The sequence below is a fragment of the Diaphorobacter sp. J5-51 genome (assembly GCF_001023515.1).
GTDB classification, from domain to species: domain Bacteria; phylum Pseudomonadota; class Gammaproteobacteria; order Burkholderiales; family Burkholderiaceae_C; genus Diaphorobacter; species Diaphorobacter nitroreducens.
Genome location: NZ_JSYI01000032.1, coordinates 179,346 through 191,531, shown reverse-complemented (window position 1 = coordinate 191,531; position 12,186 = coordinate 179,346). Strand labels below are relative to the sequence as shown.

The following is a 12,186-nucleotide window of genomic DNA, read 5'->3' as shown; positions in this document are numbered from 1 at the left end:
CCTCGCTGCGACGTCGGCCGAAAAATTTACATCAACAGGTGCTCGCCAGCGTTGTCGCCGCCCAGGATCACGTAATTCACCTTGCGGATGTCCATGAGCTTTTTGCCGCCCGAATAGCTGATGGAGCTCTGGATGTCCTGTTCCATCTCGGTCAGGGTGTCCGCCAGCTTGCCCTTGATGGGCTCCAGGATGCGCTTGCCCTCGACGTGCTTGTACTCGCCCTTGTTGAAGTCGGACGCCGAGCCGTAGTACTCCTTGTACAGCTCGCCATCCACTTCCACGGTCTTGCCGGGCGATTCTTCGTGGCCCGCGAACAGCGAGCCCACCATCACCATCGTGGCGCCAAAGCGCACGCTTTTGGCAATATCGCCGTGGCTGCGGATGCCGCCGTCGGCAATGATGGGTTTGGTGGCCACGCGCGCGCACCACTTCAGCGCCGACAACTGCCAGCCGCCCGTGCCGAAGCCGGTCTTGAGCTTGGTGATGCACACCTTGCCAGGGCCGATACCTACCTTGGTCGCGTCCGCGCCCCAGTTCTCCAGGTCGATCACGGCCTCGGGCGTGCCCACGTTGCCGGCGATCACGAAGGCCGCGGGGATTTTGGCCTTCAGGTACGTGATCATGTTCTTCACGCTGTCGGCGTGGCCGTGCGCGATGTCGATGGTGATGTACTCGGGGCAGATGCCCTCGGCCACAAAGCGCTCCACCGTGTCGTAGTCGGGCTGCTTCACCCCGAGCGAGATCGATGCGAAGCACCCTTGTGCATGCATGTCCTTGACGAATTGCACGTTGTCCAGGTCAAAGCGGTGCATGACGTAGAAGTAGCCGTTCTGCGCCAGCCAGGTGCAGATCTTCTCGTCGACCACCGTCTTCATGTTGGCGGGCACCACGGGCAGGCGAAAGCGGCGCCCGCCCAGCTCCACGCTGGTGTCGCACTCCGAGCGGCTTTCCACGCGGCACTTGCGCGGCAGCAGCAGGATGTTGTCGTAGTCGAAGATTTCCATGAGGTTCCAAGCTCCTGTAGAGGTCGCGCGCGAGGGATTTCGCGGGCGATGGGGCGCTTGGCTTGCTTTCCGGCTTTTGCGGGCCGCAGGCGTGATGGCCGGGCCGGTCCCTGCAGTGCGCAGGCACAAAAAAACCGGGCGCAAGAAACTTGGGCCCGGTGATTGATTCTACCCGCCGCGCTGCCTTCGNCCACGGCGGCGTTCAGCGCCAGGATGTTGGTCTGGAAGGCAATGCCATCGATCACACCGATGATGTCGGCGATCTTGCGGCTGGATTCGGTGATCTGCTGCATGCTGGTGACCACCTGGCCCACCACTTCGCCGCCACGCTCTGCGGCCTGCGCGGCGTTGGCGGCGAGTTGGTTGGCCTGGCGCGCGGTGTCGGCCGACTGGGTGACGGTGGCGGTGAGCTCTTCCATGCTGGCGGCCGTCTCTTCGAGGTTGGCCGCGGTCTGCTCGGTTCGCGCAGACAGGTCGTGGTTGCCCGTGGCGATCTGGCTGGACGCCGCCGAGACCGATTCCACGCCCGAGCGCACTTCGCCCACCACGCCGCGCAGACGTGCTCCCATGGCCGACAGCGAGCGCAGCAGGTGGCCCAGTTCGTCACGACGGTCATCGTGCACGTCTTGCGTCAAGTCGCCACCGGCAATCGCGTTAGCCAGCCCCACGGCCCGCTCCAGGGGATGCGTGATGGAGCCCACGAGCAGATTCGCCAACACCAGGCCCAAGACCACCACCACCGCGGCGATGCCCGCGCCCATCCACATGGCGCGCTGGTGCAAGGCCTGGGCCTCTTGCTTGGCGGCGTCGCGCTGGCGTTCTTGCAGTTGGACGAAGGCGTCCTGTTCGCCCACATAGCGCTCCACGGCGGGCAGCAGTTTGCTGTCCACCAGGGTCAGCGTGCGGGCGAAGTCGCCTTCGGCCCGGGCCTTGGTGGCCTCCGCCAGCGCGTCCAGCACCACCTTGCGGGCGGCGGCCACGCGTTCCATCTGGGCCTTGTCCTCCGCAGAGAAGGCCACAGCCTCCACCTGTTTTTGCAGGGCATTGATGGCCTCGATCCCCTGCTTGGCTTTCTTCTGCAGGCCCGACGCCAGGGTCTCGTCGGCCGAGGCCAGCGCGCTCACGGACTGGTCCACGGCCAGCGTGGTCAGCCCTTTCCAGCGCAGGGCCAGGCTGATGCGGTCTTCGTTGGCCTGCACGATGCGCGCCGCCTCATCATCGAGCTGGGCGGTGTAGGCCAACAGGCCCGCCAGCAAAAGCAGCATGGAGACCAGGAGCCCCAGGACGAGGCCCCACAGTTTGCGGGCGACGGGGAAATGGTTGAAGTTCATGTTCTACGCAATCAGGGGCGCCAGGCGCCGTGGGCTGTTGAGGGCCGTGCTGCGATTGGTCGGCAGCAAGGGTAAACCCCCATATTGTCTCATTTACACACATTTAATTACAAACTATCGATCACCGACGCCTCACAACGCCTTTGTCACCCGGTTGTAACCACCACGACAACATGCCCTGCTGGCTCCCCCTAAAATGAAATCGTGTCCATCCTCCTCAATGCCGACCTCCACTGCCACTCCGTGGTGTCTGACGGCACCCTCACACCCGAAGCGCTGGCAGCCCGTGCGCATGCCAACGGTGTAGCGCTGTGGGCGCTGACGGATCATGACGAGATCGGCGGCCAGCACCGCGCCGCCGCCGCCGCGCACGCGCTGGGCATGGACTACCTCACGGGCACAGAGATCTCGGTCACCTTCGCCGACACCACGGTGCATATCGTGGGACTGGGGTTCGACCCGGACAATGCACAACTCGCCCAGGGCCTCGCGGCCACGCGCGGCGGGCGCGGCGAACGGGCACAGGAGATGGCGCAGCAACTCGCGCACGTGGGTATCCGCGGCGCATTCGAAGGGGCGTTGCGCTACGCGGGCAACCCTGAACTGGTCTCGCGCACGCACTTTGCCCGCTTCCTCGTGGAGACCGGCGTGTGCCATGACACCTCCGAAGTGTTCCGGCGCTTTCTCACCGAGGGCAACCCCGGCTACGTACCCCACCGCTGGGCCACGCTGGGCAATGCGGTGCGCTGGATCCGCGAGGCCGGCGGCATGGCCGTGATCGCCCATCCTGCACGCTACCGATTCACGGCGAATGAGGAATACGCCTTGTTTTCCGAGTTCAAGCAGCACGGCGGCCAGGGCGTGGAAGTGGTGACCGGCAGCCATACGCCATCCGAATATCCCGTGTACGCCGCCATGGCGCAGGAGTTCGGCATGGCCGCCTCGCGCGGCAGCGACTTCCACAGCCCGAACGAATCACACACCGATCTGGGCGCCCTGCCGGATTTGCCAGGCCAGCTCACCCCCGTGTGGGAGCTGTTGTCCGATCGCATCCTGCGCGCCCCCCGCACCACTGCCGGCTGACCGCCGCGCCCCTCCATGGCCCAATATTTCGAGATCTACGCCGACAACCCGCAGCCGCGCCTGCTCAAGCAGGCCGCCACGCTGCTGTCGAGCGGCGGCATCCTGGCCGTGCCCACCGACTCCAGCTACGCGCTGGTCTGCCGCCTGGACGACAAGGACGCCGTGGACCGGATTCGTCGTATTCGACAGATCAACGACAAGCACCACCTCACCCTGCTGTGCCGCGACCTGTCGGAGCTGGCCAATTACGCGCATGTGGACAACCGCCAATATCGCCTGCTGAAGTTGGCCACGCCGGGGCCTTACGCCTTCATCCTGGACGCCACCAAGGAAGTGCCGCGCCGCGTGAGCCATCCGCAGCGCAAGACCATCGGTCTGCGCGTGCCCGACCGCAAGGGCCTGCAGATGCTGCTGGAGCTGCACGGCGCGCCGCTGCTGGCCACCACACTGATCCCGGCGGGCGAAAGCGAGCCGCTGAACGACCCGCAGGAGATCCGCGAGCGCTTTGAAAAGCAGCTCGATGGCATCCTCGACGCGGGCGGCTGCCCGCTGGAGCCCACTACGGTGCTGGACCTCACGCCCATGAATACCGGCGGCGACCCCATCGTGGTGCGCGAAGGTGGCGGCAGCCTGGCCAAGCTGGGGCTTTAAGGGCACGCGCCCGGGCTTGGTGCGTGCCACAGCGGCGCAATGCGCCGACGGAAGATTCAGAACGTTTAAGGCCTCTAGCGCCCATCCAGCAAGCGCCAATAGCTACTAAAACAGTAGCAATCAGTCACACCACCACCAGCCGGCGCAGCCATTGCAGCAGCACCTGCGGCAGTTCCTCGGGCCGGGGCAGCAGCGCGTAGTGATGGGCACCGAACACCGTGGGCAGATAGCGGGCCGCCTGGCGATCGATGGTCAGGCAAAACGGCGCAATGCCTTGCAGCCGCGCCTCGGTCACGGCCTGGCGCATGTCCTCCAGTCCATAGCGGCCTTCATAGGCGTCGATGTCGTTGGGCTTGCCATCGGACAGCAGCAATAGCAGGCGGTGCGCGGCCGGCTGGCGCATCAGCGTGCTGGTGGCATGGCGCAGCGCGGCGCCGGCGCGCGTGTAGTGCTCGGGCTCCAGACCGGCGATGCGCAGCGCAGCGTCCCGCCCGTAGGGCTGGTCAAAACGCTTGACGTTGCGCACCACCACCCCCTGCGGCCCCTCACCGGAGAACGCCTGCACCGCAAACGGCGCGCCCATGCCGTCCAGCGCCATGCTCACCAGCAGCAGCGCCTCACGCGCTACGTCAACCACCCGCCGGCCCGGCGCCACCCAGGCGTCGGTGGAGCCGCTCACATCCATAAGTACCAGCACCGCCAGGTCGCGGTGCAGGCGGCGCTCGCTGCGGTACAGGCGCTGGGGCAGCGGCAGGCCCGCGGCAAAGTCTGCGCGCGCCTCGATGCAAGCCTCCAGGTCGATCTCGTCGCCGTCGAGCTGGCGGCGCACGGCCACGCGGCGGCTGCGCAATAGCTCGAACCGCCTGCGCACGGCGTGCAGCATGGCCCGGCGCTCATGCAGCGTGGCTTCCAACCAACCGGGCGCGCCCGGGGCTGCGTCGTGCACCCACACGGCGGCGCCGGGGCGGCGGTAGCTGCCGCTGGCGCCGTCCCACTCGGGGTAGTACAGAACGTCGACGCCCGGCGCAGCGGCCGCACCGCCGCCCGCCCGCGCCTGGCGCGCCAGATGCTCCGGCGGGTCATCGGACAGCAGCACCTCCTTCGGACGGCCGGGCGTGGCCACGAGGCGCGCCTCGGGCAGTTCGGACAGCGCATCGGCGAACTCCTCGGCCGCCGTGTTGGCGTCGCGGTCGCTCGGGCGCTGCATGCCCATGGGGTCCGCGGCCTGTTCGTGCGGCTGGGCGGTCTGCACCATCCAAGCGCCGGGACCGTTCGCATCGTCCTCATCGGGAAGCGCCTGGCGCACCTGCGGACGCCGCGCCAGACGGGCAGCATGGGTCGTCCCAGAGGCATCCTCTGCGCCGTCCGCCGTGGCGTGCGCAGGCGCGGGGGTAGCCGGCGTGCGCAGCTCGCCCAGCCACGCGTCGGCCATGCACCAGCGCTGCTGGCGCGCGGGGGCCGCGGCCGGGCGCAGGCGCGAAGCGAGGGCACGTGCATGCGCCAGCACCTGTGGCGCCGGGGCCGGCAGCGATGGCATCAGGCCGGGAGGCCCGGCGCCCGCGGGTGGGCCGGCCAGCAGGGCGTGCGCCAGCGACTCCAGCGGTTGCAGGTGCGGCGGCAGCGCCGCCACGGCCGGGCGCGCTGCCAGCATGGCCTGCCGCAGGCGCGCCAGTGGCGCGGCCATGCCCGGCAGGCGCAGGGCCAGCGCGTGGTCGGCGGCATGGGCTTCGAGCAGTGCGAACAAGGCCCGCTCGAAACCGTCCACTGCCTGGGCAGCGTATGCCGGCGCCCCCCGCACTGCGCGCATACCGTGCATCAGCGCGAGCGTGCGGTAGCGCTCGTCGGCGGGGAGCGCGCCTTCCTTCCCCGCTTGCGCACCGGGTATGTCCGTCAGCGCGGGGGGCAGCCACAGGTTGGCGCCGTCGGTGGCGGGCACGGCGTCGCGCTGGCTGGGGGCCTCTGCACGCTGCATCCAGCGCGAGAGGAAGGTAGGCGGCGCAGGCGGTTGCGCCGCGCGCAGCTGCAGGCGGATGCCCAGCGCGGCGCTGACCAACAGGTCCAGGCGTGGCGCCACTTCGGCCAGATGCAGCCGGGGTGGGCCGGCCGGCGGGGAGCGGTGGCGGCGCCACAGCGCCTGGGCATAGATCGTGGCATGCCGCGCCGCGTCGGTGATGACGTCCTCGGCCTCGGCCATGGTCAGACGAAGGTGGCGTCGACAAGGTCGCGCATGGCGCCCACCAGCGATGCCTCGTCCGACAGCGGCGCCACGATGGCGTGCAGGCAGGCGCGGCGCAGGTCCACGCCGCGCACCGCCAGCTGCGCGGCCGCCACCAGCAGCCGCGTGCTAGGCACCTCGGCCAAGCCACGGTCCTGCAGTGCGCGCAGCCGCGTGGCGAGCTGCACCAGCGCCCGCGCCTCGGGCTCGGCAATGCCGCTTTCCTGCGCGACGATGCGCGCCTCTACCTCAGGCGCGGGAAAGCCGAAGTCCAGCGCCACGAAGCGCTGGCGCGTGCTGGGCTTCAGGTCCTTGAGCATGCGCTGGTAGCCGGGGTTGTATGACACGATGAGCCCGAAGCCGGGCGCGGCCTCGACCACCTCGCCCGTCTTGTCGATGGGCAGGATGCGCCGGTGGTCGGTGAGCGGGTGCAATACCACTACCGTGTCCTGCCGTGCCTCCACCACTTCGTCCAAGTAGCACAGCGCGCCCTCGCGCACGGCGCGGGTCAGCGGCCCGTCGTGCCACACGGTGCCGCTGCCCTGGATGAGGAAGCGGCCGATCAGGTCGCTGGCGCTCAGGTCGTCATGGCAGGCGATGGTGATGAGCGGGCGCTTCAGGCGCCAGGCCATGTGCTCTACGAAGCGCGTCTTGCCGCAACCCGTAGGTCCCTTGAGCATGACGGCCAGGCCCTGCGCGTGGCACTGCGCGAAAACCTCGATCTCGTCGCCGCTGGGCAGGTAATAGGGAGGCTCCGGCGCAGGGGACGTTGCCGGGCGGGCCATCCCCGCCCCGCCCTGTAGATCAAATCGCTGCAGCACGGTGCGTATCGAGGGGACGGTCCACCGGATCGCTGGCGTTGACCTCCAGCCGCAGCGGGTGGCGGAAGAAATCGATGATGAACAACGCAACGCCAATCGCGAAGATGGACGCAGTGATGACCAGCATGACAAAGTGCACCTGGATCTTGAGTTGCGCATCCAGGTAGCCCATGCCCATGATGCGCTCCAGGTACACCTGCCCAATGCCCGCGGTGGCGAACGACAGCGTCATGCCGAACATGCCCGCCAGCTGCATCCAGAACGACAGGTAGCCCATGGCGGTGCCTTCCTCGGGCCTGCGTGTGAGGGCCGGCTGCGCATAGCTGATCATGGCCATCACGATCATCGCGTAGGCTCCGTAGAACGCCGCGTGCCCGTGCATGGCGGTAATGAGGGTGCCGTGCGTCCACTTGTTCACGCTGGGGAAGGTGTGGGCCAGGCCCAGCAGGCCGGCACCGAACAGCGTGAACACGGCGCTGCCCACCGTCCAGTGCAGCGCCAGCTTGTTGGGGTGGGCCATGCCCGAGCGGCGCATGGCGAAGTAGGCATACATGGCCATGCCCACCAGGGCCACGGGCTCCAGTGCGCTGAAGAAGCCCCCGATGGGCAGCCAGTACTGCGGCACGCCCACCCAGTAATAGTGGTGCGCCGTACCCAGGATGCCGGCAATGAACACCAGCCCCACGATGACATAGAGCCACTTTTCCATCACCTCGCGGTCGGCACCCGACAGGCGGATCAGCAGGTACGCGAGGAAGCCGCCCTGGATCATCTCCCACACGCCCTCCACCCACAGGTGGATGGTCCACCACCGGTAGAAGATGGCCACGGTGTAGTTGTGAAACTCCAGCAACGCCGGCAGGTACAGCACCGCCGCCAGGCCCAGGCCGCCCAGCAGCACACCCTCCGGTGTCGTGAACCGGCCGGACTTGCGGATCGTCATGCCGACGTTGTAGAGGAACATGAGCATCACGATCACGATCACGATCTTGGAGGGCAGCGGCTGCTCCAGCAGCTTGTTGCCCGTGCCCCAGCGAAACAGGTAGCCCACCACCGTGGCCACGCCCATCACCGTCCACAGCACGAGCTGGATGTAGGCCAACCTCACGCTGTAGAGCTCGGTGCGCGACTCGTCTGGCACCATCCAATAGGTTGCCCCCATGAAGCCGCACAACACCCAGACGATCAGGATGTTGGTGTGGATCATCTTGGTCACGTCGAACGGCAGGATGTACAGCAACGGGTCCGGCCCCAGGTACTTGGTGGCCGACAGCAGGCCGAACACCAGCTGCAGCCCGAACAGGGCCACGGCCACGGCGAAATACCAGTAGGCGACGGATTGGGACTTGTATCTCATGGCGGACTCCGGCGATGGCTGCGGGCGTGCTTACTTCATGGACATCAGGTAGGCCACGAGCTGGTCGATCTGCTCGGCCGTGAGGTCCTTGGCGTAGGTCGTGGGCATGAAAGAGGTCCCATCAGCCGAGTACATGGGCCCGGGCACCAGGTGCGCGCTGGGCGAAACGATGGACTCATGCAAGTAGGCCGCCACATCCTTGGCCTGGCCTTTGTAGTCGGACGAGCCCAGCAGTGCCTCGGTGCGGCCCTTCACACCTGCGAGGGACGGCCCGGCCATGTTCACGCCAGGCGCGGTGGAGTGGCAGGCGGTGCAGGCGGGCGTGGCTGTGCGGAATACCCGCTCGCCCAGGGCAATCGGGTCTTCGTTGCCCGACAGCGGGCGCGCACCGGGGGGGGCAGCGATGCCGCCCCGTTCGATCTTTGCATCGTCCGCCTGCTGCGCGGCGCTGCGGTCAGCCCCCGGCAGCGTGGAGCCCGTCACGAGGATGGGCCGCGGCGGCCATCCCTGGTTGTCCACGTTGCTGACCCAGTCGAAGAAGGCGATGAGTCCGGCAATGTCCTCGTCGCTCAGGTCTTGCTTGGGCATCAGGCGACGGTGGCGCTGCTCGTCGTAGAACTTGGAAGGATCCTTCAGGTAAGCCTTCAGATACGCCTCGCCGCGCAGCTTGGTGATCTTGGTCAGATCGGGCGCGTAGTAGGCGCCTTCGCCAAAGATGGTGTGGCAGTTGATGCAGTTGTTCTTGTGCCAGACATCCTTGCCGTGCACGACCGCCGGAGTGATGGACTCGGCATTGGTCAGCGCATCGAACTTGCGGTGGCTGTCAAAAGTGAGGAGGAGGAACACCGCCGCCGAGATGCCCGTGGCGACGATGGCGAAAAGACGCGTCTGGCGCTTGTTCATGGGGTTCTCCCTTTCACACGCCGATGCCAGACCAGTACATGACGGCCATGGTGCCGGCGTAGACCATGGCCACGACCATCAGCAGCACCACGACGAGCGCAAACACCTTCACAGGCAGATACCAGGCATGCATGGGGTGGCCTCCTCTAGCTTGTTGTTTGGGCCGGCGCGCCGTGGGAGTGCGCGCCACTGCCGTGCATGGTGACGGCCTGTCCAGCATGCGGCTGTCGGACAACTGCCCGTGCGCTGTAAGACAGGAACCCGCGGCGCGCATGGGCGACAATCGGCGGGTGCCCATGACCGACCTTATCCAGACCGTCCTCATCTACGCCCTGCCGGTGCTGTTTGCCATCACCGTGCACGAAGCCGCGCACGGCTATGCCGCCCGGCACTTTGGCGACAACACCGCGCTGATGATGGGCCGTATCACGCTCAACCCCATCAAGCACATCGACCCGGTGGGCACCGTGCTCATGCCGCTGCTGCTGTATTTCGCCACCTCGGGGGCGTTCCTGTTTGGCTATGCCAAGCCCGTGCCGGTGAACTTCAGCCAACTGCGCCACCCCAAGCGCGACATGATCTGGGTGGCGCTGGCGGGTCCCGCATCCAACTTCATCCAGGCCATCGGCTGGGCGCTGCTGCTGGTCGCGCTGGTCGCCACCGGCACTCAGGAGCGCTTCTTCCTGGAGATGGCGCGCGCCGGCATTGCCGTCAACCTCGTGATGTGGGCGTTCAACCTGTTTCCGCTGCCACCCCTGGACGGGGGTCGCATCCTCGTCGGCCTGCTGCCGTGGAAGCAAGCCCATTTTCTCTCGCGCATCGAACCCTACGGCTTCTTCATCGTGCTCGCACTGGTGGTGGCGGGCATCGTGGGCGCGCTGTGGCTGCGTCCGCTGATGGCGTTGGGCTACAGCGCCATCAACCTCTTGCTGTCGCCACTGGTCGCGCTGCTGCGCTGACCGGCTCCTTCTCTGACTCCCCTCATGCCAAAGACCATCCGCTTCCTCACCGGCATCACCCCCTCGGGCACGCCGCACCTGGGCAACTTCGTGGGCTCCATCCGCCCCTCCGTGGCCGCCAGCCGCAACGCAGGCGTAGAGAGTTTTTACTTCCTGGCCGACTACCACGCCCTCATCAAGTGCCAGGAGCCCGAGCGCGTGCACCGCTCCACGCTGGAGATCGCCGCCAGCTGGCTCGCCGCCGGACTGGACCCGCAGCAGGTCACCTTCTACCGTCAGTCCGACATCCCTGAAATTCCTGAGCTGCACTGGTTGCTGACCTGCGTGACCGGCAAGGGGTTGCTCAACCGCGCCCACGCCTACAAGGCCGCACAGGACAAGAACCAGGAAGCCGGCCGCGACCTGGACGACGGCGTGAGCGCAGGGCTGTTCATGTACCCCGTGCTGATGGCGGCCGACATCCTGATGTTCAACGCCCACAAGGTGCCCGTGGGCCGCGACCAGATCCAGCACATCGAAATGGCCCGCGACATGGCGGCCAGCTTCAACCACCTCTACGGCGAACACTTCACGCTGCCCGAGGCGGCCGTCGAGGACAACGTGGCGCTGCTGCTGGGCCTGGACGGGCGCAAGATGAGCAAGAGCTACGACAACACCATTCCGCTGTTCTCGACGCGCGAACAGTTGAGGAAGCTCATCGGCTCCATCGTCACCGACTCGCGCGCCCCTGGCGAGCCCAAGCAGGTGGAGGGCTCGGCTCTGTTCCAGATCTACCAGGCCTTCGCCACCCCCGAAGAGACCGCCGCCATGCGGCGCGCCTATGCGGACGGCATTGCCTGGGGCGACGCCAAGCAAATGCTGTTCGAGCGGATCGACCGCGAAATCGCGCCCATGCGCGCGCGCTATGACGACCTAATGGCCCATCCCGAGAAGGTGGAGGCTGCCCTGCAAATCGGCGCCAAGCGCGCCCGCGCCATCGCCGCCCCCTTCCTGCAGCGCCTGCGCGCCGCCGTAGGCCTGCGCAGCCTGAGCGCCGTCGCACACCCTGCACCGGCCACGCAGAAGACCAGCAAGGCCACCCTGCCCGCGTTCAAGCAATACCGCGAGGCCGACGGCAAGTTTTACTTCAAGCTGGTGGCTGCCGACGGCCGCTTGCTGCTGCAAAGCACGGGTTTCGACGCCCCGCGCGACGCCGGCCAGTCCATCGCTCGGCTGCAAAAGGAAGCCGGCGCATTGCAGGCCCTGGCCCCCCTGTTGACGCCGGTGGACGGCGTGCCAGCATCAGAGGTGGAGGCAGCGCTGCTGGCTCTGGCAGCTGCGCAGGAATGAATCCCGGCGCCCGTTGCTATTATTTAAATAGCTACTGGCGCTAGCTCAGCAAGGCCCCGGGGGCAAAATCGCTCGAAATTTGGTCACAAGAGCTGGCCCCAGAAGGGACGCACCAAGAAAAAAGCCTTGCAAGCGACTGGCTTGCAAGGCTTTTTAATTTGGCGGAGAGGGTGGGATTCGAACCCACGGTAGTGTTGCCACTACGCCTGATTTCGAGTCAGGTACATTCGACCACTCTGCCACCTCTCCTGTGTGTCGAAGCCCGCGATTCTAGCAGGAAATTTCAGACCGGCAGCGTGGCTTGACCGCCCATGTAGGGGCGCAGCACCTCAGGAATGGTCACGCTGCCGTCCTCGTTCTGGTAGTTCTCCAGCACCGCCACCAGCGTGCGGCCCACGGCCAGGCCCGAGCCGTTGAGGGTGTGCACCAGCTCTATCCGGAATGGTGGGTAAGTTGGTGGGTACATCCTATTTGGGCTGCTAGTAAGACGGTATGCGAGAACCCCAGAAGCGCTACCATCGAACACCATCCAA

The 12,186-nt window shown here is 66.8% G+C and carries 10 protein-coding genes, 1 tRNA gene and 1 pseudogene; 4 read left to right on the top strand and 8 right to left on the bottom strand.

The genetic code is table 11. The features are described 5' to 3' along the window. Positions 1-26 precede the first annotated feature (26 nt). Both OX89_RS05230 and OX89_RS05225 read right to left on the bottom strand, forming a co-directional pair. The gene (locus OX89_RS05230; protein ID WP_047349831.1) at positions 27-1,004 is read right to left on the bottom strand and encodes a GMP reductase; all 978 of its coding nucleotides are present in this window, start codon (positions 1,002-1,004) and stop codon (positions 27-29) included. Between the two features lie 190 nt (positions 1,005-1,194). After that, the coding region (locus OX89_RS05225) for a methyl-accepting chemotaxis protein (protein ID WP_234305507.1) at positions 1,195-2,335 on the bottom strand (1,141 nt) is incomplete at its 3' end. A gap of 204 nt (positions 2,336-2,539) precedes the next feature. Between OX89_RS05225 and OX89_RS05220 the strand changes: the two genes are divergently transcribed. Both OX89_RS05220 and OX89_RS05215 read left to right on the top strand, forming a co-directional pair. Next, positions 2,540-3,418 carry a 3',5'-nucleoside bisphosphate phosphatase gene (locus tag OX89_RS05220; RefSeq protein WP_047349830.1) on the top strand — a complete coding sequence of 293 codons (879 nt, stop codon included), beginning with the start codon at positions 2,540-2,542 and terminating at the stop codon, positions 3,416-3,418. Between the two features lie 15 nt (positions 3,419-3,433). Continuing rightward, the gene (locus OX89_RS05215; RefSeq protein WP_047349829.1) at positions 3,434-4,069 is read left to right on the top strand and encodes an L-threonylcarbamoyladenylate synthase; all 636 of its coding nucleotides are present in this window, start codon (positions 3,434-3,436) and stop codon (positions 4,067-4,069) included. 124 nt (positions 4,070-4,193) lie between these two features. On the opposite strand, the gene OX89_RS05210 is transcribed toward OX89_RS05215, so the two are convergent. The 4 genes from OX89_RS05210 to OX89_RS05195 are packed head-to-tail and all read right to left on the bottom strand — an operon-like array spanning position 4,194 to position 9,365. After that, entirely contained in the window at positions 4,194-6,263 is a 2,070-nt protein-coding gene (locus tag OX89_RS05210; protein ID WP_047349828.1) for a nitric oxide reductase activation protein NorD, read from the bottom strand. Positions 6,264-6,265: 2 nt separating this feature from the next. Then, positions 6,266-7,069 carry a CbbQ/NirQ/NorQ/GpvN family protein gene (locus tag OX89_RS05205; protein ID WP_011806537.1) on the bottom strand — a complete coding sequence of 268 codons (804 nt, stop codon included), beginning with the start codon at positions 7,067-7,069 and terminating at the stop codon, positions 6,266-6,268. Between the two features lie 19 nt (positions 7,070-7,088). Next, positions 7,089-8,462, bottom strand: a complete 1,374-nt coding sequence (locus tag OX89_RS05200; RefSeq protein ID WP_047349827.1) for a cbb3-type cytochrome c oxidase subunit I — start codon at positions 8,460-8,462, stop codon at positions 7,089-7,091. Positions 8,463-8,492: 30 nt separating this feature from the next. Then, complete coding sequence (locus tag OX89_RS05195) at positions 8,493-9,365, bottom strand: c-type cytochrome (protein ID WP_011806539.1); 873 nt, start codon at positions 9,363-9,365, stop codon at positions 8,493-8,495. 272 nt (positions 9,366-9,637) lie between these two features. Between OX89_RS05195 and OX89_RS05190 the strand changes: the two genes are divergently transcribed. Together OX89_RS05190 and OX89_RS05185 are read left to right on the top strand one after the other, a co-directional pair. Then, a complete protein-coding gene (locus tag OX89_RS05190) occupies positions 9,638-10,324 on the top strand; it encodes a site-2 protease family protein (protein ID WP_047349892.1) in 687 nt (228 codons plus the stop codon). A gap of 24 nt (positions 10,325-10,348) precedes the next feature. Continuing rightward, positions 10,349-11,653 carry a tryptophan--tRNA ligase gene (locus OX89_RS05185; RefSeq protein ID WP_047349826.1) on the top strand — a complete coding sequence of 435 codons (1,305 nt, stop codon included), beginning with the start codon at positions 10,349-10,351 and terminating at the stop codon, positions 11,651-11,653. 159 nt (positions 11,654-11,812) lie between these two features. Here OX89_RS05185 and OX89_RS05180 read toward each other — a convergent pair. Both OX89_RS05180 and OX89_RS18025 read right to left on the bottom strand, forming a co-directional pair. Next, positions 11,813-11,902, bottom strand: a tRNA-Ser gene (locus OX89_RS05180). A 34-nt stretch (positions 11,903-11,936) separates the two neighbouring features. Continuing rightward, a pseudogene (locus tag OX89_RS18025) lies at positions 11,937-12,086 on the bottom strand (serine--tRNA ligase); the annotation flags it as partial. Positions 12,087-12,186 lie beyond the last annotated feature (100 nt).

Excerpts from the sequence above, each read along its gene's own strand:
- OX89_RS05230 (WP_047349831.1), bottom strand. The coding sequence starts at position 1,004 with ATGGAAATCTTCGACTACGACAACATCCTGCTGCTGCCGCGCAAGTGC.
- OX89_RS05215 (WP_047349829.1), top strand. The coding sequence starts at position 3,434 with ATGGCCCAATATTTCGAGATCTACGCCGACAACCCGCAGCCGCGCCTG.
- OX89_RS05210 (WP_047349828.1), bottom strand. The coding sequence starts at position 6,263 with ATGGCCGAGGCCGAGGACGTCATCACCGACGCGGCGCGGCATGCCACG.
- OX89_RS05205 (WP_011806537.1), bottom strand. The coding sequence starts at position 7,069 with ATGGCCCGCCCGGCAACGTCCCCTGCGCCGGAGCCTCCCTATTACCTG.
- OX89_RS05200 (WP_047349827.1), bottom strand. The coding sequence starts at position 8,462 with ATGAGATACAAGTCCCAATCCGTCGCCTACTGGTATTTCGCCGTGGCC.
- OX89_RS05195 (WP_011806539.1), bottom strand. The coding sequence starts at position 9,365 with ATGAACAAGCGCCAGACGCGTCTTTTCGCCATCGTCGCCACGGGCATC.
- OX89_RS05190 (WP_047349892.1), top strand. The coding sequence starts at position 9,638 with ATGGGCGACAATCGGCGGGTGCCCATGACCGACCTTATCCAGACCGTC.
- OX89_RS05185 (WP_047349826.1), top strand. The coding sequence starts at position 10,349 with ATGCCAAAGACCATCCGCTTCCTCACCGGCATCACCCCCTCGGGCACG.